Source organism: Stella humosa, assembly GCF_006738645.1.
Lineage (GTDB): Bacteria > Pseudomonadota > Alphaproteobacteria > ATCC43930 > Allostellaceae > Allostella > Allostella humosa.
Window position 1 is genome coordinate 1,922,644 of sequence record NZ_AP019700.1, and the last position, 22,106, is coordinate 1,944,749.

Annotated in this window: 20 protein-coding genes; 7 read left to right on the plus strand and 13 right to left on the minus strand. The window is 67.7% G+C overall.

The features are described 5' to 3' along the window. The first annotated feature begins 130 nt into the window (after window positions 1-130). The 3 genes from STVA_RS09050 (at window position 131) to STVA_RS09060 (ending at window position 7,146) form a co-directional block, all read left to right on the plus strand. A complete protein-coding gene (locus STVA_RS09050) occupies window positions 131-1,063 on the plus strand; it encodes a fumarylacetoacetate hydrolase family protein (RefSeq protein ID WP_123688963.1) in 933 nt (310 codons plus the stop codon). A 170-nt stretch (window positions 1,064-1,233) separates the two neighbouring features. Then, entirely contained in the window at window positions 1,234-4,122 is a 2,889-nt protein-coding gene (locus STVA_RS09055; RefSeq protein ID WP_123688962.1) for an EAL domain-containing protein, read from the plus strand. Window positions 4,123-4,593: 471 nt separating this feature from the next. After that, entirely contained in the window at window positions 4,594-7,146 is a 2,553-nt protein-coding gene (locus STVA_RS09060; RefSeq protein WP_142235715.1) for a sensor domain-containing phosphodiesterase, read from the plus strand. Between the two features lie 22 nt (window positions 7,147-7,168). On the opposite strand, the gene STVA_RS09065 is transcribed toward STVA_RS09060, so the two are convergent. From STVA_RS09065 to STVA_RS09080, 4 genes are read right to left on the minus strand one after another with little or no spacing between them, the layout of a single operon-like run. Beyond that, window positions 7,169-7,996 carry a carbohydrate ABC transporter permease gene (locus STVA_RS09065; RefSeq protein WP_123688960.1) on the minus strand — a complete coding sequence of 276 codons (828 nt, stop codon included), beginning with the start codon at window positions 7,994-7,996 and terminating at the stop codon, window positions 7,169-7,171. Beyond that, window positions 7,993-8,934, minus strand: a complete 942-nt coding sequence (locus STVA_RS09070) for a carbohydrate ABC transporter permease (RefSeq protein WP_123688959.1) — start codon at window positions 8,932-8,934, stop codon at window positions 7,993-7,995. Before STVA_RS09070 ends, STVA_RS09065 begins: the two co-directional genes overlap by 4 nt. A 5-nt stretch (window positions 8,935-8,939) precedes the next feature. Continuing rightward, the gene (locus tag STVA_RS09075; protein ID WP_123688958.1) at window positions 8,940-10,193 is read right to left on the minus strand and encodes an ABC transporter substrate-binding protein; all 1,254 of its coding nucleotides are present in this window, start codon (window positions 10,191-10,193) and stop codon (window positions 8,940-8,942) included. A gap of 11 nt (window positions 10,194-10,204) precedes the next feature. Then, complete coding sequence (locus STVA_RS09080; RefSeq protein WP_170216378.1) at window positions 10,205-11,425, minus strand: metallophosphoesterase family protein; 1,221 nt, start codon at window positions 11,423-11,425, stop codon at window positions 10,205-10,207. 233 nt (window positions 11,426-11,658) lie between these two features. Between STVA_RS09080 and STVA_RS09085 the strand changes: the two genes are divergently transcribed. Both STVA_RS09085 and STVA_RS09090 read left to right on the plus strand, forming a co-directional pair. Then, window positions 11,659-11,991 carry a YnfA family protein gene (locus STVA_RS09085; RefSeq protein ID WP_123688956.1) on the plus strand — a complete coding sequence of 111 codons (333 nt, stop codon included), beginning with the start codon at window positions 11,659-11,661 and terminating at the stop codon, window positions 11,989-11,991. Window positions 11,992-12,094: 103 nt separating this feature from the next. Then, window positions 12,095-13,255 carry an aminotransferase class V-fold PLP-dependent enzyme gene (locus tag STVA_RS09090; RefSeq protein WP_123688955.1) on the plus strand — a complete coding sequence of 387 codons (1,161 nt, stop codon included), beginning with the start codon at window positions 12,095-12,097 and terminating at the stop codon, window positions 13,253-13,255. A 3-nt stretch (window positions 13,256-13,258) separates the two neighbouring features. Here STVA_RS09090 and STVA_RS09095 read toward each other — a convergent pair whose 3' ends face one another. Next, window positions 13,259-13,582 carry a YkgJ family cysteine cluster protein gene (locus STVA_RS09095; protein WP_123689828.1) on the minus strand — a complete coding sequence of 108 codons (324 nt, stop codon included), beginning with the start codon at window positions 13,580-13,582 and terminating at the stop codon, window positions 13,259-13,261. 303 nt (window positions 13,583-13,885) lie between these two features. Between STVA_RS09095 and STVA_RS09100 the strand changes: the two genes are divergently transcribed. Continuing rightward, window positions 13,886-15,625 (plus strand): DEAD/DEAH box helicase, encoded by a 1,740-nt coding sequence (locus STVA_RS09100; RefSeq protein ID WP_123688954.1) that lies wholly within the window; start codon window positions 13,886-13,888, stop codon window positions 15,623-15,625. A gap of 60 nt (window positions 15,626-15,685) precedes the next feature. On the opposite strand, the gene STVA_RS09105 is transcribed toward STVA_RS09100, so the two are convergent. The 3 genes from STVA_RS09105 to STVA_RS09115 all read right to left on the minus strand — a co-directional run bounded on the left by STVA_RS09105 (window position 15,686) and on the right by STVA_RS09115 (window position 17,432). Next, on the minus strand, window positions 15,686-15,853 hold the full coding sequence (locus STVA_RS09105; RefSeq protein WP_123688953.1) for a DUF1127 domain-containing protein: 168 nt from the start codon (window positions 15,851-15,853) through the stop codon (window positions 15,686-15,688). A 238-nt stretch (window positions 15,854-16,091) separates the two neighbouring features. Beyond that, window positions 16,092-17,090, minus strand: coding sequence for a hypothetical protein (locus STVA_RS09110; RefSeq protein ID WP_142235716.1), 999 nt, complete (start codon window positions 17,088-17,090; stop codon window positions 16,092-16,094). 114 nt (window positions 17,091-17,204) lie between these two features. Next, on the minus strand, window positions 17,205-17,432 hold the full coding sequence (locus STVA_RS09115) for a DUF6471 domain-containing protein (protein ID WP_123688952.1): 228 nt from the start codon (window positions 17,430-17,432) through the stop codon (window positions 17,205-17,207). Window positions 17,433-17,543: 111 nt separating this feature from the next. Here STVA_RS09115 and STVA_RS09120 point away from each other — a divergent pair, with 111 nt between their 5' ends. Further along, a complete protein-coding gene (locus STVA_RS09120; RefSeq protein WP_123688951.1) occupies window positions 17,544-18,503 on the plus strand; it encodes an IS1595 family transposase in 960 nt (319 codons plus the stop codon). A 494-nt stretch (window positions 18,504-18,997) separates the two neighbouring features. Here the strand turns inward: STVA_RS09120 and STVA_RS09125 are convergent, their stop codons facing one another. The 5 genes from STVA_RS09125 to STVA_RS09140 all read right to left on the minus strand — a co-directional run bounded on the left by STVA_RS09125 (window position 18,998) and on the right by STVA_RS09140 (window position 22,095). Further along, the gene (locus STVA_RS09125) at window positions 18,998-19,411 is read right to left on the minus strand and encodes a helix-turn-helix domain-containing protein (RefSeq protein ID WP_170216377.1); all 414 of its coding nucleotides are present in this window, start codon (window positions 19,409-19,411) and stop codon (window positions 18,998-19,000) included. Window positions 19,412-19,446: 35 nt separating this feature from the next. Further along, window positions 19,447-19,866, minus strand: a complete 420-nt coding sequence (locus tag STVA_RS09130) for a hypothetical protein (protein WP_142235717.1) — start codon at window positions 19,864-19,866, stop codon at window positions 19,447-19,449. 126 nt (window positions 19,867-19,992) lie between these two features. Next, window positions 19,993-20,127 (minus strand): hypothetical protein, encoded by a 135-nt coding sequence (locus STVA_RS28340; protein WP_276330455.1) that lies wholly within the window; start codon window positions 20,125-20,127, stop codon window positions 19,993-19,995. Window positions 20,128-20,838: 711 nt separating this feature from the next. Continuing rightward, window positions 20,839-21,225, minus strand: coding sequence for a hypothetical protein (locus STVA_RS09135; protein ID WP_123688949.1), 387 nt, complete (start codon window positions 21,223-21,225; stop codon window positions 20,839-20,841). Between the two features lie 96 nt (window positions 21,226-21,321). Then, window positions 21,322-22,095 (minus strand): HpcH/HpaI aldolase family protein, encoded by a 774-nt coding sequence (locus tag STVA_RS09140; RefSeq protein ID WP_123688948.1) that lies wholly within the window; start codon window positions 22,093-22,095, stop codon window positions 21,322-21,324. Between the last annotated feature and the right edge of the window lie 11 nt (window positions 22,096-22,106).

Consider the following 22,106-nt stretch of genomic DNA (forward strand, 5'->3'; position numbering starts at 1 on the left):
CCCGCTGCGAATGCGTTCCTGGCACGCCGTTTCCTCCTCCGGGGGCTGAAACTGGCGGATTCCCTCGATCTCCGGTCGAAACCGGTGGGCCCGTGGGCTAGGATCGAACCACCTCGGGGGGAAACAATTCATGAAGCTGGCCTTCTTCGACGATTTCAAGCTGGGCGTCGTCCGCGGCGACGAAGTGGTGGACGTGTCCGCCGTCGTGCAGGACATCCCGCATGTCGGTCCGCATGACCTGATCAACGGCCTGATCGAGCGCTTCGACGCCTATCGCGGCCGCCTGGAAGCGGCTGCCGCGGCCGGCCGGGGCCTGCCGCTGTCGGGCGTCCGCCTGCGTTCGCCGGTGCCCAAGCCGGGCAACATCGACTGCATGGCGGTCAACTACATGGAGGACGGCACCCGCACCGAGCCGGCCCCGATCAATGCCTTCCAGAAGGCCCCGGGCTCGGTCATCGGCCATGGCGACACCATGGTGCTGCCCGACGTGCAGGCGACCATCTTCGAGGGCGAGGCCGAAATGGCGATCGTCATCGGAAAGCGCGCCACCAACGTCGCGGCCAAGGACGCGATGGGGCACATCTTCGGCTACATGAACTTCATCGACGGCTCGGCCCGCGGCCTGCCGCCGCCCAGCAACGTCTTCTTCCAGATGAAGTCGCGCGACACCTTTGCCCCGATGGGACCGTTCCTGGTGACGGCCGACGAAATCGCCGATCCGCACAAGCTGCAGATCCGGCTGACCGTCAACGGCGTCGTGAAGCAGGACTTCAACACCGACGACATGGCCCACAAGATCCCGCGGATCATCGAGTGGGTGAGCTCGATCCACACCCTGGAGCCGGGCGACGTGGTGGCGACGGGCACCAACCATCGCGGCCTCAGCGCCTTCCAGGACGGCGACGTGGTCGAGCTGGAGACCGAGGGCCTGGGCCGCCTGCGCATCCTTGTGAAGGACGCATTGAAGCGGACCTGGGGGCGGGAGACGCGGCTGGATCGCGAGCAGGCGGGCTTCGCGACGCAGACGCCGCAGCTCTCCGGCAAGTACGCGCCCGGAGGCTGATGGCCCGGGGCTCGGCCCCTTTCGAGATGGTCCGACCGGATGGATATTCGTCCGTGGTGATGTATCTTGATGGGGTCGGCCCTTTCGGGGGAGCCATGCAGGATGGACCGTAATCGTCTTCTGCCTGCCAGCCAGCCGCCAGTCTGGTGCTGCCGACTGGGGCTGTCGGAATGAACGCCGGGCCGGCCATGGCGGATGATGGCCGGCTCTCACGGCTGCTTGTGGCCCAGGCCGCGCTGATCGCGGCCGATGGCCACGCGGCCTTGATGGCGGAACTGTGCCGCTCGGCCTGTGCCGTGGGCGATGCGACCTGGTCGGTGGCGGTCATCCATGGGAACGCAGGCCAGGCGCCCGATGTCGGGGTGCCCGATGTCTGGCTTTGCGGCCTGGCCGGCGAGGATGCGGCGCGGCTTCGCCAGGCATTCGAGGGGCCCGACCCCTTTGCCGGCCGGCCGCCGGGCACGGCCCATCTGGCGGTTGGGGACTTGCCCCAGGTGCGACAAGGGGCGCTGCTGGTGCCCTTGGGCGGCGATGGTCCGCATGGCTGGCTGGTCGTCGCAGACCGCAAGGACGGGGCCGGCTTCGATGCCCGCGACGAGATCCTGCTCCAAGGCGTGGCTCGTCTTGCGACGGCGCTCCATCGGCCTATTCTGACGCGGCACCGCCTCCAGTCGGAGATCGCCGAGGAGGTCGAGCAGCGCAAGCGCGCGCAGCGGCGGCTCGACATCCAGTATGCGGTGGCGGCCGTGCTGGCTGATACGACCAGCCTCGATGAGGCCGCCCCGTCGCTGCTGGAGGCGATCTGCGTCCGCCTGGGCTTTGCCTTCGGCATCCTGCGCGAGGTCGACCGGCCGTATCAGGTCCTGCGGACGGTGGCGGTCTGGCACGAACCGGACCCGGTGGTCGCCGCCTTCGCGGAGGGCTCGCGGCAGCAGACATTCGGCCCCGGTGCCGGCATGACGGGGCGCGCGTGGCAAACCGGCCAACCGATCTGGTTCGAGGACGGGGCGTCGGCGGCGGAGTTCCGGCGCGGTACGGACGCCGAGCGTGCCGGGCTGCACGCCGCGGCCGCGTTCCCGGTCTTCGCTCGCGGCGAGGTGGTGGGCGTCCTGGCGTTCCTTGCCCGCAGCGCCCGCCCGCCCGATGCCGATCTGATGGAGATGTTCGCCACTTTGGGCAGCCAGCTTGGCCAATTCGTCGAGCGGCGGCGCCAGGAGGCGGAGATCGGGCGCCTCAATCGGCTCTACGCCGTACTGAGTGCCGTCAACCGGTTGCTGATCAAGGCCCCCGACCGCGACCACCTGTTCGCTGGCGCCTGTCGGATCGCCCAGGAGCAGGGCGGGTTCGGATTCGCCGGCATCGGCAGCTACGATCCGGGCTCCGGGCGCGTGACGATGGTGGCCGGTGCAGGGGCTGGAGCAGAGGAACTGAGCGCGCTGCCGGGCGGCGTCCTGCGCGACGTGCCGCCGAACCGGCGCGGCGAGGTCGGCCGTGCAGTGCTTGAGGGAAGGGCGGCATTCGAGAACGACCTGACGGCCGACCCGGATCTGGGCGGCGCCCGGCGCAGGGTTGCCATCCGGCAAGGCTACCGATCGTCGGCCGCCCTGCCGTTGACGCTGGACGGGCAGCTATTCGGCGTGTTCGTGCTGTTCAGCCGCAGCAACGACTTTTTCTCCGAACGCACGCTGGCGCTGCTGCAGGAGGTGGCCGACGATATCTCGTTCGGTCTTGATTATATCCGCAACCGCGACCGCCTGGCCTACCTGGCCCATCACGACCCGCTGACGGGCCTGCCCAACCGCGTCCTGTTCGAGGACCGCCTGGGACAGGCGCTGATCAAGGCCGGCCGCGGCGGCAGCCAGGTGGCGGTGATCCTGATCGACATCCGCCGCTTCCGGGACGTCAACAACTCGCTGGGCCGCCTCGCCGGCGACCGGCTGCTGCAGCAGTTGGCCGAGCGCCTGCGCTCGGCGGTGCAGATCCCCGAGAACCTGGCGCGCCTCGACGCCGGCCAGTTCGCCACCTTCCTGCCCGATGCCGGCGACGCGCTGGACATCGCGCGGCGGATCGAGACTGGTTTCGCCGACGTGCTGTCGGTACCGCTGCCGATCGGCGACCAGACGCTGCACCTGTCCGGCGCCGTCGGCGTGGCGGTCTATCCGGGCGACGGCACGGACGTGCCGACGCTGCTGCGCAACGTGGAGGCCGCGCTGGTCAATGCCAAGGCGACCGGGCGCCGGTTCCTCTTCTACCAGCCATCCTTCAATGCGCGCGTCGCCGACACGCTGCGGATGGTGGGCCGCTTGCGCCTGGCCCTCGAGCGTGGGGAATTTGCGCTGCACTACCAGCCCAAGGTCGATGCCAAGGATCCGACCATCCGCTCGGTCGAGGCGTTGATCCGCTGGCGCGATGCCGAGAAGGGCTTCGTGCCGCCCGTCGAGTTCATCCCGCTGCTGGAAGAGAGCGGCCTGATCCTGGATGTCGGCTACTGGGTGATCCGCCAGGCCCTGACCGACCGCCGGGCCTGGCGCGCGGCGGGGCGCAAGCCGCCCCGCGTGGCCGTCAACGTGTCGGTGGTGCAGTTCCAGGCGGCCGATTTCGTCGACGGAGTCCGCCGCCTGCTGACGGAGTTCGGCGGGCCCGAGGCCGGTGGCGACGGAATGCTCGACATCGAGATCACCGAGAGCCTGATCATGACCGATGTCGTCGGCACGATCGCCAAGCTGCACGAGTTGCGCCGCCTCGGCGTCGACCTGGCGGTCGATGATTTCGGCACCGGGCATTCCTCGCTGGCCTATCTCGCCCGCCTGCCGATCCATGCGCTGAAGATCGACCGGTCCTTCGTGCGGATGATGGTCGAGCAGTCCGAGAGCATGATGATCATCTCGACCATCATTGCGCTTGGCCACGGGCTCGACCTCAAGGTCGTCGCCGAGGGGGTGGAGACGGAGGAGCAGGCCAAGCTCCTGCGGCTCATGCGCTGCGACCAGTTGCAGGGCTACTACGTCGCCCGGCCGATGCCCGCTGCCAAACTGGCGGAGCTGTTGCCGACGGCGTAGGGCCAAAGGCCGACGGCCGTTCCGGCATGGCCGCTGTTGCCGACGGCGTAGGGCCAAAGGCCGACGGCCGTTCCGGCATGGCCCCAGCTTCCGCGGGCACGCCCGCCAAGCCGATGCTATGATCGCGGCCGGCCGTGGGGGGCACAGGACGATGGCAGGTAGTGGCGCGCCGCTGACCGATCCGATGACATGACCGCCGGCGAACAGCTCGCGCGGATGGCTGTCGCCTGCCGGGCATTGACCGCCGACAGGCCGCAGGAAGCCCTGATCCAGGCGTTGGCGGATGCTGTCTGCTCGGTCGCCGGTGCCGCGTGGGCGATGGCAAGCGTCCATGGCTGTGGCGGGCATTGCCTGGCGGTGTCCGGGTTGGACCCTGCTGCGGCGCAGGCCGTGCGCGCGGCGCTGGCCGGCGATGATCCATTGGCGGGGCCCGTTTCCGAGTCGCCGAGGCGGCGCCTGTCGGCGGCGCAGATGGCAATCTTGCTTCCGGCAGCACCGGCCGGCGACGGCGCGCTGCTGCATGCGATCGAGATCGCGGGCGCCCGCGTCGGCTGGCTGTGCCTGGGCGGCGGTGCCCCGATGGCGGACCCGGCGCCGGCCGGCCTCGACAGCCTCCTGGACACCCTGGTGGCCCAGTTCGCAGAGGCGGTGCGCGGCCGGCACGCCGAGACCGCGCTGCCGCGCCGGCTCGATGTGCAGGAGGCGGTGTCGACGCTGCTGGCCCGCATGGACAGCCTGGATGACGCGGCCCCGGCGGTGCTGGAGGCGATCTGCCGGCGGCTGGGATTCGTCTTCGGCAGCCTGCGCGACATCGACCCGCAGCGCCAGGCGATGCGCACGGTGGCCCTGTGGCACGCGCCCGATCCGGCGCTGGCGGAATTCGCCGAGGGCTCGCGCCCTCATGTCTTCGCCCGCGGGGTAGGGCTGGTCGGCCGCGCCTGGCAAGAGGGACGGCCGGTCTGGTTCGAGGACGGCGAGATGAGCGGCCAGTTCCTGCGGGCCCGCGCGGCCTCGCTGGCGGGCTTCCATGCCGCCGTGGCCCTGCCGATCTTCGCCGGCGGCGAGGTGGTCGGCGTGCTGGCGTTCCTGGCCCAGGCGCCGCTTCGCGCCGACCAGGAGATGCTGGGGATCTTCACCATGCTGGGCAGCCAGCTCGGCCAGTTCGTCGAGCGCCGCCGGCAGGAGAACGAGATCCGCCATGTGAACCGGCTCTATTCGGTCCTGAGTGCCATCAATCGCCTGATGGTCAAGGCCGAAGGTCGCGAGGAGCTGTTCTCGGGTGCCTGCCGCATCGCCCACGAACTTGGGGGCTTCGGAGCGGCCGCCATCGGCTCCTATGACCCCGTTCTCGACCAGGTGGTCTCGGTGCAGGGTTACGGCGACAGCCGGGCCACGATCGGGCCGTCCCACGACGTGCCGCTCCACAGCGTGCCGCCCGATGGCCGCGGCGAGGTCACGCGTGCGGTGATCGGTGCCCGCCTGGTCTTCGAGAACGATCTCGCGGCCTCGCCCGAGCGCGGCGGCGACCGGCGGCGTGCGCTGATCCAGCTCGGCTACCGATCCTGTGCCGCGTTGCCGCTGATGCTCGACGGCAAGGTCGTCGGCGTCTTCATCCTCTACAGCCGGGAGCCCGGCTACTTCACCCCGCCGGTCCTGGCCCTGCTGGAAGAGGTGGCGGCCGACATCGGCTTCGGGCTGGATCATATCCGCAGCCGCGACCGGCTGGCCTATCTGACCCACCACGACCCGCTGACCGGCCTGCCCAACCGCGTGCTGTTCGAAGACCGGCTGGGCCAGGCCATGATCGCGGCCGGTCGCGCCGGGACGCGGATCGCGGTCCTCTTCATGGATATCCGTCGCTTCCGCGACTTCAACCACCTGCTGGGCCGCAAGGAGGGGGACCGGCTGCTGCAGCAGTTCGCGCACCGGCTCCAGGCCGTCTCGCGCAACCCCGAGAACCTGGCGCGCATCGGCGGGGATCATTTTGCCACCTTCCTGCCCGATGTCGGCGACGCCTTCAGCATCGCGCGCCGGGTCGAGCAGGGGCTGAACGACAGCGTGACCGAGGCGACGGCCCCCGATGGCCACGCGCTGCGCCTGACGGGCATCGTCGGTGTCGCCGTGTACCCCGACGATGGCGGCGATGTCGCCACGCTGCTGCGCAACGTGTCGGCGGCCCTGTTCAACGCCAAGGCGACCGGGCGTCAGCTCCTGTTCTACGAGCCCTCGCTCAATGCCCATGTCGCCGACAAGCTGCGCATGACCGGCCGCCTGCTGAAGGCGGCCGAGCGCGCGCAGTTTCAGCTTCACTACCAGCCGAAGATCCATGCGCGCGGCGGCGCCCTGCACGGGGTGGAGGCGCTGATGCGCTGGCAGGATGGCGACCGGGGCTTCGTGCCGCCGGCGGAATTCATCCCCCTGCTGGAGGACAGCGGCCTGATCCGGGACGTGGGCTTCTGGGCCATCCGCCAGGCCCTGGTCGATCGCCGCGGCTGGCGTGCCGCCGGCATCCAGGCCCCGCGCGTGGCCGTCAACGTGTCGCCGATCCAGTTCCAGGATGACGGCTTCATCCCCGGCATCTGCCGGCTGCTCGAGGAATTCGGCGACGGCGACACGGCCGGTGGCGGCCTCGACATCGAGATCACCGAGAGCCTGATCATGACCGACGTCGCCGGCACGATCGCCAAGCTCGACACCCTGCGGCAGATGGGCATCGGTATCGCCGTCGATGATTTCGGGACCGGCTATTCCTCGCTCTCCTACCTCGCCCGCCTGCCGGTCCACGCGCTCAAGATCGACCGCTCCTTCGTCGGCGTGATGGCCGAGAGCTCGGAGAGCATGATGATCATCCAGGCGATCATCACGCTGGCCCACGGCCTCGACCTGACGGTGGTGGCCGAGGGGGTGGAGACCGAGGAGCAGGCCAAGCTGCTGCGCCTGCTGCGCTGCGACGAGCTGCAGGGCTTCCACTTCGCCCATCCGATGCCGGCGGCAACCCTGGCCGCAAGCCTGTCCGCCTCGTGATCGGACCGCTGTCGGCGGCGGCTCAGTGCATGCCGCTGCTCATCCCGCGCATGAGCTGCCGGTGCAGGAGCGCGAACATCGCCAGCACGGGCAGGGTCGCCAGCAGGGCCAGCGCCATGACGCGAGGCCAGTCGATGTTGTATTCGCCGATCATCATGGCGGCGCCGACCGTGACGGTGGTGCTGTCGCCGCCGGTCAGCAGGGTGCGGGCGAAGATGAAGTCGTTCCACGACACCACCCCGACATAGGCGGTGACGGCTGCCATCGCGGGCCGCGCCTGGGGCAGGATCACCGACCACAGGCCGCGCAGGCGCGAGCAGCCGTCGATCCAGGCGGCCTCCTCCAGGTCGACCGGCACCTTGTCGAAATGCTCCTTCATCATCCAGGTGGCCAGCGGCACGGCGAAGCTGAGGTTGCCCAGCACGACGGCCGCCGGCTGGTCGAGCAGCCCGGCGGCCCGCGCCAGGACGTAGAGCGGCGTCAGCAGGACCGTCGCCGGCAGCATCTTCGAGATGAGCAGCACCGCGCCCATCAGCTTCACCTCGGTCCCGCGCGAGCGCGAGAGCGCGTATCCCGCGGGCACCGAGACCGCGAGCGCCACCACGATCGAGGCGACCGTGATGCCGGCCGAGTTGGCAAGCCAGCGCAAGGCGCTGGTCCCGGTCAGGACGGCCGTGTAGGCGTCGAAGGTGAGGCCGCCCAGGTCCGGCAGCAGCCGTGGCGGCCAGGTCAGCACGGCGTTGGCGCGCGAGAACGACGTCACCGCCATCCAGTAGAGCGGCAGGATCGCGAAGAGGGCGGCCAGCAGGAGTGCGGCCGTCTGCAAGGCGGGAACGAGGCGGCGCTTCATATGTCGGCCCGCTTGCGGGTGGCGTAGAGGAAGGCCAGCGTCGTGGCGACGGCCACGATGAGGGTCAGGACGCCCAGGGCGGCACCCCGGCCGGGCGACAGGAACTGGAACGTCTCGGTATAGACGCGCACCGCCAGCGTCTCGGTCGAGCGGGCGGGGCCGCCGCCGGTCATCACCAGCACGGATTCGACGTTGCGGAAGGCCGACAGCAGGCCGAGGAAGACGGTGACGCGCAGGAAGCCGCGCAGGCCGGGCAGCGTGATCGCCAGGAAGCGCCGCGCGCGGCCGGCACCATCCATCATCGCCGCCTCGTACTGGGAATGCGGAATCGACTGGAGGCCGGCCAGCATCATGATGGTGAAGAAGGGATAGGCCTTCCAGGCCGTGGCGAAGGTGACCGCCCAGATCGCCACGTCGGGCGAGGTCAGGAAGGCGACGGGCGAGGAGACGAGGCCCGATGCCAGCAGCAGGTAGTTCACCAGGCCGAACTGGTCGTTCAGCAGGAACATCCAGATCAGGCTGGCGATGGCGGGTGCCACGCTCCACGGGCTGACGACCAGGATTTCGACCAGGCTCGACCCGGTCAGTTTCAGGTCGAGCAGCAGCGCCGTCGCCAGGCCGATGACGAGCGCCAGGGCGGTGCCGACGAAGACGAAGATGGCGGTCGCCATCAGGCTCGGCAGGAAGCCCGGATGGCCTGTCGCGGCCTCATAGTTGGCCAGGGTCCACGGCTTGACGATCGGCCGCATCAGCTCGGCCAGGCGCAGCTCGTAGAAGCTGATCTGGATCAGCTTGCCGATCGGCCAAGCGACGAGGACGGCCGTGCAGAGGATCGCCGGCAGCATCAGCAGGATCAGCAGCAGGCGGGTGCGCGCCTGCCGGCCCAGCCGCGGCCGGCGGCGCGGGATCGCCGCCGGCTCCGCGGAAAGGGTGACCATGGGCGCTATTCCAGCCCCTTGATCTCACGCTTCAGGCCGGCCGTGATCTGGCGGGCGGCGGCCTCGGGCGTCAGTCGGCCGGCGACCATCGCCGTCATGCCCTCGGTGAAGATGCTGCTGAAGCGGTTGTATTCGTTCTCGAAGCCGATCGGCAGGTGCGAGCGCGACGGCCGGCTGGCACTGGCCTCGAACAGGGCCAGGAACGGCCACTTCTCGCGGGCCTCGCCATCGACGCTGCCCAGGCGGCCCGGCGGGTTGCCGGTGACCATGGCATAGCGCTTCTGCCATTCCGGGCTGGCCGCCATCTGGATGAACTTCCAGACCAGTTCCTTGCGCTCGGCCGAGATGTCCTTGGGCATGGCCAGCGCGTTGCTGGGCCCGCCGGCCAGGTTGGGGAAGGGCAGGGGGGCGATCCGCCAGCCGCTGCGCACGGCATCGGCCGCGCGCTCGGCATAGCCAGGGGCCCAGCTACCGTCGATATACATGGCGGCATTGCCCTGCCAGAAGAGCTGGCGCATCGGGTTGTTGTCGAGGCCGGCCGGGGTGACGCCCGCCTTCACATATTCCTGGATGCGGGCCAGCGTGCGCGTGATCTCGGCCACGTCGTCGAGCTTGCGGTTCTGCACGATGTCGCGGTCGCGGCCGTTGTGGAAGTGCATGAAGGTCATGAACCCCCAGGACGACGAGGAGGTGTTCAGCGCCATGCCGAACTGGTCGGTGCGGCCGTCCCCGTCGCGGTCGCGCGTCAGCTTGCGCGCGGCCTCGAACAGCTCGGGCTCCGTGGTCGGAACCGCGACGCCCGCCTGGCGCAGCATCGCCTCGTTGTAGACCAGCCCCCAGCCATAGTTCAGCATCACCAGCCCGTAGGTGGCGCCCGCGACGGAAAGCGACGCCTGCGAGGGCACCCACGACCGCTTGATGTCGGTCTTGTCCATCCAGCGGTCGAGCGGCTCCAGCACGCCTTCGTCGGCATAGCCCCAGATGAAGCGGGCCGTCATGTGCACGATGTCGGGCGGGTTGCCGGCGGCAAAGCGCGTCGTCAGCATCCGGTGGTGGTCGTTGGACGGCGCGTTCGTCAGCTTGATGCGGACGCCCGGGTTCTCGCGCTCATAGGCCTCGGTCAGCGCCTTCCACCAGGGGCCGAAGCTCTCCTCGAGCTGGTAGGTGGGAAAGTCGAGCACGGTCTGGGCCGCCGCGCGATCGGCGGCCGGCAGGATGGCTGCCAGGCCGAGGCCCAGCGCTGCAATGGAACGTCGCATGGTGGGATACCCTATTGGTTCAGGGTGGAGAGGGGGCGGACGCCGTGTTCGCGGGCGATTGCCGCCAGGCGCTCGCCGCCGCCGGCCAGCACGGAGCGGGAAAGGTCGACGCCCAGCTCATGCCGGGCATGCGGAAAGAGGTCGGCCGCTGACGGCGCGCCTTCGGCGGGCAGGCGGGCGCGGGTTGCCGGATCGAGGTCGTCCGGCACGATGAAATAGGCGGCGTCGAGTTCCGCCGCGAACGCCCGCGCGGCACGCGCGATCGTGTCGGCCATGGCCTGCGCGGCGCGCCAGCCCTGGCGGTCCGGGTGCCACGGGGCGACGACGACCGGCAGGCGCTCTTCGGCGGTCGCCACCCGCAGCAGCGGGGCAGCGCCCTCGGCAAGCCGGCTCCAGTCGTCGCCGATGACCAACTGGTCGAGGCCGATGAACGCGCCGCCGCGCCGCGTGCGATCGGTGCCGGCATCCAGCGCCAGCGTTTCGACCTCGGTGGTCCCCGGATGCAGTGTCACGACGCGGTAGCGGTGGGGCCATTCGCAGAAGGTGGGGCAGACGGAATAGGTCGTGCCGCCCACCGTCACCGGCGCCTCGCCCTTGTGCCAGTGGCCGCTCAGCACCGCCTGCACCCGGCCGGACGCCTCGATCTCGCTGCCAAGCTGGGCTGCCTCGCGATACATCAGCGGGTAGCGGTAATCGACCGTCGGGCGGATCAGGTAGTGCTGGAGGTGGACCTGTGGCGACGGATCGTCGTCGCCCAGCACGCGTTCGAAGCGCTCGCGCGCCACGCCGATCCGCTGGGCCTGGTTGGCCTCCACCTCCCAATCCTCGAAGCCGACGATGCGAAACCCGCCCAGTCGACGTTCGACCGTCCGGTCCTCGCCGAACACCTGGGCAAAGGCATCCAGCCGGTCGTGGTTGCCGGGCACGACCTGCCACGGGCAGTGCAGCCCGTCGAGCCAGGCGCGCAGCACCCGGTAGTCGTCGATCGACTCCGCCATCATCTCCGGATAGGCGGCGGCATCGCCATGGAGGAAGGGGTGGGGCACGTCGACCAGATCGCCGGTCAGCACCAGCAGGTCGGGCCGGCGCTCGGCGATGACGGCGCCGAGGCGCTCCAGCAGCCCCGGAATCTCGCGCGAGCGGCGCACGGCATGGCCGCTGCTGCCGGGCAGATGGCGGCGCAGGTGCAGATCGGTGGCGTGCAGGATCGTCAGCGGGGCAGGCACAGGCATTTTCCTCCGGCGAGGCCCGGTCGATGCCGAACCTTCGTGACGCATCCGCAGCGCGGCGGACGCTGTAACAAGACTGTCATATGAGTATCCGGATTTCCATGGGCGGCTGATCGGCCGATCCAATATCTTCAGCCGATGACGCTTCGGCGACGGTCCGGTGACGGTTTGGCTGCGGCGGCCGCCTGGCGATCGGCTACCCTCCACCCGCGGACATGGCGGGGAGCGCGGCTGGAATGCGATCGTTCATAGTCTTTGGCGGTGCCGCCGCGGCCGAGATCGCCGGATGCTTCGCCTTCTGGGCCTGGCTGCGCCTGGGCGCCTCGCCCTGGTGGCTGCTGCCGGGCGCGGCGTCGCTGGGGCTCTTTGCCTGCCTGCTCACCCTGGTCGAGAGCGACCATGCCGGCCGCGCGTACGCGGCCTATGGCGGCATCTACATCCTGGCGTCGGTGCTGTGGCTGTGGCTGGCGGAGGGCAGCCGGCCCGATCGGTGGGACGTCATCGGCGCGGCCATCTGCCTGGCCGGTGCTGCCATCATCCTGTTCGGGCCGCGTCCGGCCACAGGCTGAGGGTCGTTCGCTGATGCGGCCGATCCGTTGACACTGTCCCCGGCTTGTGGCGCCTTGGCGCGCCGCCGGGATCGCGGCGGCATTGCGGACGGGCAGGGACCAGATGGATATCGGCAGGATCCGGGCGGATACGCCCGCCGTGGCGCGGCGCGCCTACATGCACAATGCGGGTGCCGCGCTGATGCCGGTGCCGGTGGTCGATGCGGTGAAGCAGCATATCGACCTGGAGGCCGAGATCGGCGGCTATGCCGCCGCCACCCAGGAGTTGGAGCGCTGCGAGGCGGTCTATGATTCGGTGGCCCGCCTGCTGAACGCCCATCGCGACGAGATCGCGCTGGTGGAGAACGCCACCGTCGCCTGGCAGATGGCGTTCTATTCGCTGCAGTTCGGGCCGGGCGACCGCATCCTGACGGCCGAGGCGGAATATGCCGCCAACTACGTCGCCTTCCTCCAGGTCGCCCGCCGCACGGGTGCTGTGATCGACGTGATCCCGAGCGACGCCACCGGCCAGATCGACGTGGCCGCATTGGAGCGCATGATCGATGACCGGGTGAAGCTGATCGGCATCACCTGGGTCCCGACCAACGGTGGCCTCACCAACCCGGCGGCGGCCGTCGGCCGCGTCGCCCGGGCGCATGGCATCCCCTACCTGCTCGATGCCTGCCAGGCGGTCGGACAGATGCCGGTCGACGTCCAGGCGATCGGCTGCGACATGCTGTCGGCGACGGGCCGCAAGTTCCTGCGCGGGCCGCGCGGCACCGGCTTCCTCTATGTCCGCCAGGGGCTGCTGGAGAAGCTCGAGCCGCCGATGATCGACCACTATGCGGCACCCTGGGTCGCGCGCGATCGCTACGAGTTGCGCGCCGACGCCCGCCGTTTCGAGAACTGGGAGAACAACTACGCCGCGCGCCTGGGCATGGGGGTCGCCATCGACTATGCGCTGGCGATCGGTCTAGAGGCGATCGAGGCGCGCTGCCACCTTCTGTCCGGCCGGCTGCGGGATGGGCTGGCGGCGATCCCGGGCGTCATCGTCCGCGACCTTGGCCAGAATCCGTCGGCCATCGTCAGCTTCACGGTGGAAGGGCGCGAGGCGGGAGACGTGGTGGCGGCCGCCCAGCAGGCCGGCATCGTCATCGGCGCCTCGCAGGCATCCAGCACGCGCATCGATGCCGAGCGCCGCGGCCTGCCGCCGGTCGTCCGCGCCTCGCCGCACTACTACAATACCGAGGACGAGATCGACCGGCTGCTGGCCGTCGTGCGGTAGCCCTCAGAGCCCGAACTTGCGCCGGGCGACAAGGCATTCCTCGTCGCCCGGCATGCAGGCGCGGCACACGTCCGGCCGGTCGGCATAGATGCCGCAGGCGGCTGCCACGCCGATCTCTCCCACCAGAGCGGTACAGCGGTCGTTCTCGCAGCGCATCCCCCCGCGCGAGGCGCTGACCATGGCCTCGGGAATGCGGGCCAGGGCTTCGTCGCTTTCCAGCGAGAAGCGCGGCCAGTCGGCCGAATAGCCGCAGCAGGCGCCGCAGGACTGGCACAGCGCCGATGCCTCGGCCTCGCTGAGCGATGCGACGTCGATCTCGGCCAGCATTGCGGTCACGCGGGTTGGTTCATGGTCATCGTTCATTGCTTCCAGAATCGCCGCCTGCACATTGATATAAATTGACCGGCGGCGGCGAGGCGAGTATGCCCTCGCTCCATAGAACGACATTTCGGGTGGTGCGGTTCGGCCGCACCCGGGAACGCGTGCCGGTGATCGGATGGTCCTGGTGCGCTTGGGCGTTGCTTGGAGCAACGCGCCGAAGGCGTCGTCCTTTCCCTCCGGGTTCGCCCGGCCCCGTGTTGGTTCGCCCCCGGCAATGCTTGCCGGGGCCGAGAAAGGTTCAGCTTTCCAGTGGCATTTCCCCCTACCAGCGCCCCGCTTGCGCGGGCGCTCTCCGAGCGCGACTACCAGGAACCCACGCCCGTCCAGAGCGCCGTGCTCGAGCCGGCGGCGATCGACCGCGACCTGCTCGTCTCCGCCCAGACCGGGTCCGGCAAGACCGTTGCCTATGGGCTGGCGATGGCCACGACCCTGCTGGGCGAATCCGAGCGCATGGAGCGCGCGGGCGATCCCATGGCGCTCATCGTCGCGCCGACACGCGAGCTGGCCTTGCAGGTCCATCGCGAACTGACCTGGCTTTACGCCCAGACCGGCGCCCGCGTCGTCTCCTGCGTCGGCGGCATGGACCCCGGCGCCGAGCGCCGCAACCTGCATGGCGGCGCGCACATCGTCGTCGGCACGCCGGGCCGCCTGCGCGACCATCTGGAGCGCGGCGTGCTGCGCCTGGGCGGCCTGCGCGCGGTCGTCCTCGACGAGGCCGACGAGATGCTCGACCTCGGATTCCGCGAGGACCTGGAGTTCATCCTCGACGCGATGCCCGACGACCGGCGGACGCTGCTGTTCTCGGCCACCCTGCCCAAGGACATCGTCAGCCTGGCCGGCCGCTACCAGAAGAACGCCCACCGCATCGCGGTCGGCGGCGGCGAGCGCGGCCATGCCGACATCGAGTATCGCGCCATCCGCGTGTCCCCGCGGGCGGCCGAGCTGACCGTCGTCAACGTGCTGCGGTTCATCGAGGCGCCGAGCGCCATCGTCTTCTGCAACACGCGCGAGGCGGTGCGCCATCTGCTGGCGATCCTGCTGGAGCGCGGTTTCGCCGCCGTCGCCCTGTCGGGCGAACTCAGCCAGAACGAGCGCAACCACGCCCTGCAGGCGCTGCGCGACGGCCGGGCGCGGGTCTGCGTGGCGACCGACGTTGCCGCGCGCGGCATCGACCTGCCCAACCTCGGCCTCGTCATCCACGCCGAGCTGCCGCACGACCCCGAGGTGCTGCAGCACCGCAGCGGCCGCACCGGCCGGGCCGGGCGCAAGGGGATCAGCGTCCTGCTGGTGCCGCCGATGCGCCGCCGCCGGGCCGAACTGCTGCTGGGTGCAGCCCGGGTCAATGCGAGCTGGAGCGGCCCGCCGTCCGCCGACGACATCCGCAAGCTGGACCAGCAGCGCATGCTGCAGAACCCGCTGCTGACCGAGCCCGCCGGCGAGGAGGACCTCGCCATGGCCCGCGCGCTGCTGGCCGAGCGCTCACCCGAGGATATCGCGGCGGCACTCGTCCGGGTCTATCGCTCGCAGCTCCCCGCACCCGAGGAAGTGTTCGATCCCGGTCCGGAACGCAGCGTGCGCGACCGCGACCGCGAGCGCGTCCCGGCAGCCGCCGGCCCGCGTACCGTCGGCGCCCCGACGGCGGCACCGCGCAGCCGCATCGCCCGCAGCGTCTGGTTCCGCCTCAATGTCGGCCGCCAGAAGAATGCCGACCCGCGCTGGCTGCTGCCGATGATCTGCCGCCAGGGCATGATCACCAAGGCCGACATCGGCGCCATCCGCATCTTCGACCGCGAGACCCGGTTCGAGATCGACGAGCAGGTGGTCGAGGCCTTCCAGGCCGCCGTCGCCCGCGTCGAGCGTGGCGACGTGCGCATCGAGCGGGTGCCTGAGGGCGAGGTCCGCGCCGCGGTCGCCGCGTCGGCCCCGTCGATGCCGGGCCAGGTGCGCCGCAAGGAAAGGCCGGCCCGCGTCAATCGCGCGGTGGCGTAAGCCTGACTGCCGCACCGGCCGGCAATCGGCCGGTGCGGCAGGTCGGATACCCTTCGGCGATCAGGCGCGCCACATCGGCTTTTCGGTCTCGCGTAGCTGGTCGCGGGTGGTGAGCCCGATGTCCATCAGCAGATGCGCGTCGAGCTGTGCCATGCAGCGGCGGTGCATGCTGCGCGCCTGCCAGGTGTGGAAGAGGCGGCTGACGGAGCGCGAAATCTTCTGGGCCATCGGACTGTCTCCGGAACGGGTGAGCGTCGCCGCTCGATAGCCTTCAGTCGCCCATCCATCTTCGCCGGTTCAACGCGCGCGCAATTTTCCGCCCTTATGGCGCAAACGCACCAACGGCCCAGATCAATGGGTTAGCGGCAGGGGGGCGGCGATGAGCCGGCTAGGACGGTGGTGTCGGGTCGCCGTCCTTGCGGGCAGCGCTCTGGTCAGCGGCGGTGGTGGCGCGGTCGGATCTGCATTAGCTAATACTCCCGCTTCTTGGGGCCGGCCAGAATTGCAGAAAATCTACTCCGTACAGTCTCGGAGAATCAGTAAAGCCGCGGTCGTTTTCGAACGGAGCGAGGGTCCATGCAGAAAATGTGTAGCGCCCCACGAATTTCGGGTCAGCAGCGATAAGGTAAGTGACGCGTGCCGTTACCGCCAAGCACTGGCGATCTGAATGGTCGTCGATATGGGAACCTGCGGAATTCCACTGCTTTATAAAAGCTCTAAAGTCGGCAAGTGGCATCTTCAGGATGTTCGTACCAGCGATCTTTTCTCCCGGAAACAATGCTCGCCCGCCGACCAGGCGGCTAGCGATGCTGAATGCGCCTGCATTGCTCCGCGCCTCATCTTCTGCATCACTTATCCCGGCGTATCCCGCGACGAGATCAATATTAATATTGACATAGACAGCAGGAGTTTTCCCCACATTCTCGGCTCGGTAGATGATGCTCAGGGTAATATCACGGTCGTCGGCGGCAGGAATGACGAGGGGGCCAGCGATATCGACATGCACAGAAAGCCACGGTCGGTCGATGTTAATCATCGAATTTTCGGCGGTATCGGCAGACCGCCGAGCTTCATTCGCGGCTTGCTCAGCGAACTGTACGTTGTCGATCGCAGCTTTCGCGGACTCACGGCTCGCGAGAGCAGACTCGCGAGCGAAGTAGAGCGTCATCAGCAAGAAATAGACGCCAGCCAATCCAGCGTAGAACTGCTTGTCGGCGATGAAGGAAGCGACCCGCGCCGATTTCGCCATGCTCCGCTGCTGACAAAGATCGGCTTCATCGTGATCCCGGGGCTTTTTGCAGTTTGGCTTGTCCCACTCGGCGTCGACGGAATTGTTCGTCCAAGAGAAGGAAATGGAGAGACCGCCGCCGCTGTTTTTTTGCTCGGGGTTGGTTTGAGCAGCGTTGTCGGGCTGCTCGCTATCCTCGAGTTTTGGTGAGGACCCAAAGTGCGCGCCGATCGCCACTACTAACGTGATGATTCCGGCCAAAACCCATGGAATAAACGGCTTCAGAGAAGGTCGTCGCATCCCGCGACGGTAGCAGCCCCTCAATCGTCGCGCGACTCATCCCGCGTGGAACTATGCGTCTTCCAACCGCACCGTCTGGCACCCGATCGCCACCAGCGACTGCACCAGGAAGACGGCCGAGAAGCCGCCCCGGCTGATCTTGTTCTTGATGTTGGCCTCGTTCTCCTGGATGCCCAGCGCGGCCAGCTTCTCCGACAGATCGCGATAGCTCAGGTTCCGGCGCTTCAGTTCGGCCTTCAGGATGCCTTTGACCCGGCCATTCCACTCGGCGTCTGCCATGATGTCCTCGCTTGCGGTGCGGATGACATCTTATTCGATACTTAGGCCATTGACAACGAGACGAGAGGTAATCATATTCAGTGCCTAGGACCTGAAAACGGGTACCTTCCTATGTCTCAGCACTTCCTCCTCTCTGCCAAGGCCCGGACGCTCAGCGTCACGAAGGTTGCGCGGATGAGCCACGAGGAAGCCGCCCAGACCTTCCGGGCGCTGCGCTGGGCCAACAATGACGGCAACCCGGTGTGCCCGGCCTGCGGCTGCACGACCTGCTACGAGTACGCCACGCGCGCCATCTTCAAGTGCAAGGGCTGCGGCAAGCAGTTCTCGGTCACGTCGGGCACGCTGTTCGCCTCGCGCAAGCTGCCGATCCGGGATTACCTGCTCGCCATCGCGATCTTCGCGAACGCGGTAAAGGGGATCTCGGCCCTCCAGCTCGGCCGCGATCTCGATATCTCCTACAAGTCGGCATTCGTCCTGGCGCACAAGCTGCGCGAGGCGATGATGGCCGAGCAGAACGAATTGATCCTGTCGGGCATCGTGGAAGTCGATGGCGCCTACTTCGGCGGTCATTTCCGCCAGGAGAACCGGAAGGCCGATCGCCGGGACCGTCGCCTTGCCGAGAACCAGACCGGTCAGCGCCGGGTCGTCGTCGTGATGCGGGAGCGCGGCGGCCGGACCGCCACCAGCGTCTTCCATCGCGAGGACCAAGCCGTTCCCACGATCCTGGATCGGGTCGCCCGTGGCTCGACCATCATGGCCGACGAGGCGTCTTCTTGGGACGATCTCCACGCCGTCTATGCCGCCCGGCGGATCAACCACTCGGTCGCGTTCTCCGACGACGGCGCCTGCACCAATCAGGCGGAAAGCTACTTCTCTCGCCTGCGCCGCGCGGAGTGGGGCCAGCACCACCACCTCAGCAGCCAGTACCTCGCTTGCTATGCCGGCGAAATGGCATGGCGCGAGGACTACCGCCGCCGCGCCAATGGCGAGCAGTTCACGATGATCGCCGCCGGGGCGCTCAATCGGCCGGTGTCGCGGGTGTGGGCGGGGTACTGGCAGCGGGCAGCTTAGGGGCGCTCGACTAACTGGATATCGTTGGCAAAATAGGCAGGCCCGCCCCAGACTCCCAGCTAAGGTGGCTGACGTGGGTGCGGAAATAAGGGTAAGAAGCGAAGCGGCTAACGCGCCTCATATAAATGAAGACTGCGCGATGAGAGCAGCCAGCCAAACCATCATACGCAACTAAATAAGTCGCCAATATAGAAAGGGTCTTCTTGCGCCGCGCGCGCGCAGTCACAGACCAGATCCACTTGCCAGTTGCTACTCCATCGTCAAAATCGAAGTCCGTAAATGTGGAGTTGTAGCCAAGCTTACTCACAATTTCCCCATCATGATTGTGCTCAAAGTATGCTGGGATCACCTCGAACTCTGAGCCGATGAGCAGTATGTCTCTCAACTTGGCTGAGCGTGCGACTTCGTTGTATTCTTCGGTCGCAAACGCAGCGCCATCCCCCGCCTTATCCTCAGTCGGGATTAGGCTTTGAGGGGATGGCGCTTCCGAGTTCTTAGGCGGCAAGCTGCCCCCCGAACGCATTGTCGTTAGCCTCGCTATCGAAACCCTCCCATTCCTGACCGCCCTTCGGCGAGTAAGCCTGCGTGATCGCTTCACCAGGTGCAAACCGCTCCCTCTGCGTCCGACCATCGCCCTTCACGGGGATGATAGATTGCAGAGCCGGGCATGTGAGCTGAGGAACTTCACCAAGAGCATGAAAGATTCTGGCGATCGTCCGCAGCGTCAAATTAGTGGGCTCGTCCCTAAAAATCTGACTCACACGAGGCTCCGTAATGCCCAAAATGCGCGCCAAGTCGACCGGCTTCAGATCTTTAATTTCCAAGAGATTGTGAATCGCAAACTGAACATCCGCAATCAATGCCTCCTCAGCAAAGATAACGCCGTCATCAGCGATCTTCTTAACCATCATACGCTCCCAGTCTAAGCACTTATATACCTCAATCAGTCTCGATACTTTTCCAATAGTTTTGCAACGCGCTTGAGTAAATCTTGATCGGCTTTTGTTTTTTTCTTATCAGTTATCAGGTGCAATCCCACAAAAGTGGCCCTTGTCTTCCCGCCTTCTTTAAACGAGAGAACGGAACCGTATAGCCGGACTTGAAACGCCTTGAAGGCACACAACTGTACTTCCTGGCGAGGCTGCCCGCCGATCGGATGGCGGCCCTCGGAGGCGTAGTGGGTCGGCGGCAGGCTGGCATCAGGGTTACCAAAATTTCGAAAGTGGGCGTCAATACGCCCACGCCATCGCTGTTCCAGCTTGAGAAACTCGTCGTTCACGTTAGCAAGAAGGGCCACCCATCGCGCTTCCGTCTGCTGGACGAACACGAGATCGGGGGTCATTTTTTTGAAGCCCTCGATCATCGTTTCCTACCAAAACGTAAGGCAGACCTTAAGTTCCAACAAGTGGCAAAACGCATATCTGCCATGCGGGTGTCGACGCGGGCCATGAGCCTCCGTCGTTCCGCGCGCTGATTTGGCGGCCAAGCGCTACTTCCGAAACACCTTGTCAAACGCAATGCACGAGCCGCCGCACGGCTTGCCCTTCTTGCAGTTCGGCGCGGCGTCGGCGGCGCCAGACAGCGCGGCCATGGCGACGGCCAGTCCGAGTATGATCGCCTTCATTGGTTCGCCCTCCACGCTCGAAGGCCAGGCGCTTTTCGCGCTCGGCGAGCAGCAAACCCTACCAACCGCCAGTGGTGAACGTCGAGGGGGTTCCCACGCTTTAGTCTGATACCGGCTCGCAATGGGGTCCGCGCGGAATGATCGTGGTGCGTGCGACACATTCCCCCGAGCCTTGCCGACAGGCTCCTATGGCGGCCCGCCCTGCGGCATCGGGGTGGGGCTGCCTACATCACAGTTCGCGCGTGGCGGGCCAGCAGCCGAACCGATGACCTGGCTGCATTCAAGGCGGAGAAGCGGGCGAAGACGCCAAGGACCATAGCGTCGGCGGCGGGCGATATAGCTGGCGAGCTATCCGGGCTTCTCGGATCGCCAATCGGCTGGACCGTGACATGCGTGGCGCCAGGGCACAGCCGGGAGGCGGAGGCGTGGAGTACGTTACTGGCGCGCGCCGTAGCAGCCTGCCTGTCGTTGCCGTTCCGGCCGCTGTTCAAGGTGCGGCCCGTCAAGGGCAGCAGCCACCCACGCCAGAACCTGCGATTGCCGCCGCTGGAGTGGGCTGCCCAGCCAGACGGGCCGACGCTACTCATTGACGACGTCGCCACCAGTGGGTGGCATCTGGCCGAGGCCCTGGCGATGCTGCGGAGCGCAGGTATACCGGCCCTGGGCGCCGCCTGGATCGGGGGAACGGCGCAGGAACGGGCGGATGAGCAGCTACCCCGCCAGCCGCTTCCTAACCTTCCGCACGGCTCCCGCGACCTTCTTTCTGATGAGATAGCGCGCCGTGCGATCCGTCGTCGGGATGCCGCGCTGCTCCATGAAGAGCTCGGTTAGCTGGATGGCGGACTGGCCGGGGTTATCGCGCATCAACTCCCTGGCGATGCGGGGCAGCTCGCCGTTGGCGAAGTAGCCGGACTGCGCCCGCTTCAGGATCGGGTCGCCTCCCGGCGGCTCCCGTTCCGGGTCGAACAGCGCAATCGTCGCGTCAATGTGGACGAGGCTGGTTCGCAGGCTCGCCAGCCGGCCCTCGGCCCCGGCGATTTCGCGGACGATCTCCGCCCGCTTCCGCTCCAGACCCGCAATCGCGTAGGTGTCTCCCATGCCGGGAGTCTAGCCAAACCGCTGGCGGACAACGATATGGGGCAAGGTGTGTTTGCTCCATAAGGGCGCAATTTTCCAGTGGGCCTCGCGTTCCGGCTATTTGGCCCCCCGCAGCCCGTCGATGCCGGCCTTCATCGCCTGCTGGAAGACGACGCTGTCGACGCCATAGGCCAGCGCCCCGAAGCCGGCCTTCAGATACTGGCGGCCGGTCTTCACGTCGCCGCACAGGAAGCCCGCCACCTTGCCGTGCCGCTTGCAGGCGTCGGCCACCTTCTTGATCGCCGCCTTGTAGAGCGGGTGGTCGAACTGCCCGTCGATGCCCAGTGAGTTGGTCAGGTCGAAATGGCCGACCCAGCCGATGTCGATGCCGGGCGTGGCCATGATCGCGTCAACATTCTCCAGCCCCGCTGCGGTCTCGATCAGCGCGATCACCACCATGCGGTCGTTGGCCGCCTTCATCTTCGCCAGGTGGTCGCCCAGGTCGTAGTCGTCATGCGGCATGCCGAAGGCCAAGCCGCGCACGCCCTCCGGCCGGTAGCGGCACCACGACGCGATGCGGGCGGCCTGCTCGGCCGTCTCCACCATCGGTACCATCAGCCCCATCATGCCGGCATCCAGCATCGGCCCGATCAGGTGGTAGTGGCAGCCCGGCACCCGCACCATCGGCGCCAGCCCGGTGCCGCGGGCATAGGCCACCTGCTGCTTCATCGCCTCGACGCCGACGCCGCTATGCTCGGTATCGAACAGCACGAAGTCCGCCCCGGCGTTGGCCAGGATCTGGCACAGGCCGGGGGTGAAGAACTCGAACGCCATATGGCCGAAGACGGGCTCGCCGCGGGCGATCTTGGTGCGGACGGGGTTCTCGCGCATGTCCTGGGTTC

Bases quoted from the DNA above. Each gene is read 5' to 3' on its own strand.
- STVA_RS09050 (WP_123688963.1), top strand. From the start codon at position 131: ATGAAGCTGGCCTTCTTCGACGATTTCAAGCTGGGCGTCGTCCGCGGC.
- STVA_RS09055 (WP_123688962.1), top strand. From the start codon at position 1,234: ATGAACGCCGGGCCGGCCATGGCGGATGATGGCCGGCTCTCACGGCTG.
- STVA_RS09060 (WP_142235715.1), top strand. From the start codon at position 4,594: ATGGCAATCTTGCTTCCGGCAGCACCGGCCGGCGACGGCGCGCTGCTG.
- STVA_RS09065 (WP_123688960.1), bottom strand. From the start codon at position 7,996: ATGAAGCGCCGCCTCGTTCCCGCCTTGCAGACGGCCGCACTCCTGCTG.
- STVA_RS09070 (WP_123688959.1), bottom strand. From the start codon at position 8,934: ATGGTCACCCTTTCCGCGGAGCCGGCGGCGATCCCGCGCCGCCGGCCG.
- STVA_RS09075 (WP_123688958.1), bottom strand. From the start codon at position 10,193: ATGCGACGTTCCATTGCAGCGCTGGGCCTCGGCCTGGCAGCCATCCTG.
- STVA_RS09080 (WP_170216378.1), bottom strand. From the start codon at position 11,425: ATGCCTGTGCCTGCCCCGCTGACGATCCTGCACGCCACCGATCTGCAC.
- STVA_RS09085 (WP_123688956.1), top strand. From the start codon at position 11,659: ATGCGATCGTTCATAGTCTTTGGCGGTGCCGCCGCGGCCGAGATCGCC.
- STVA_RS09090 (WP_123688955.1), top strand. From the start codon at position 12,095: ATGGATATCGGCAGGATCCGGGCGGATACGCCCGCCGTGGCGCGGCGC.
- STVA_RS09095 (WP_123689828.1), bottom strand. From the start codon at position 13,582: ATGCTGGCCGAGATCGACGTCGCATCGCTCAGCGAGGCCGAGGCATCG.
- STVA_RS09105 (WP_123688953.1), bottom strand. From the start codon at position 15,853: ATGGCCCAGAAGATTTCGCGCTCCGTCAGCCGCCTCTTCCACACCTGG.
- STVA_RS09115 (WP_123688952.1), bottom strand. From the start codon at position 17,432: ATGGCAGACGCCGAGTGGAATGGCCGGGTCAAAGGCATCCTGAAGGCC.
- STVA_RS09120 (WP_123688951.1), top strand. From the start codon at position 17,544: ATGTCTCAGCACTTCCTCCTCTCTGCCAAGGCCCGGACGCTCAGCGTC.
- STVA_RS09125 (WP_170216377.1), bottom strand. From the start codon at position 19,411: ATGGTTAAGAAGATCGCTGATGACGGCGTTATCTTTGCTGAGGAGGCA.
- STVA_RS09130 (WP_142235717.1), bottom strand. From the start codon at position 19,866: ATGATCGAGGGCTTCAAAAAAATGACCCCCGATCTCGTGTTCGTCCAG.
- STVA_RS28340 (WP_276330455.1), bottom strand. From the start codon at position 20,127: ATGAAGGCGATCATACTCGGACTGGCCGTCGCCATGGCCGCGCTGTCT.
- STVA_RS09135 (WP_123688949.1), bottom strand. From the start codon at position 21,225: ATGGGAGACACCTACGCGATTGCGGGTCTGGAGCGGAAGCGGGCGGAG.
- STVA_RS09140 (WP_123688948.1), bottom strand. From the start codon at position 22,095: ATGCGCGAGAACCCCGTCCGCACCAAGATCGCCCGCGGCGAGCCCGTC.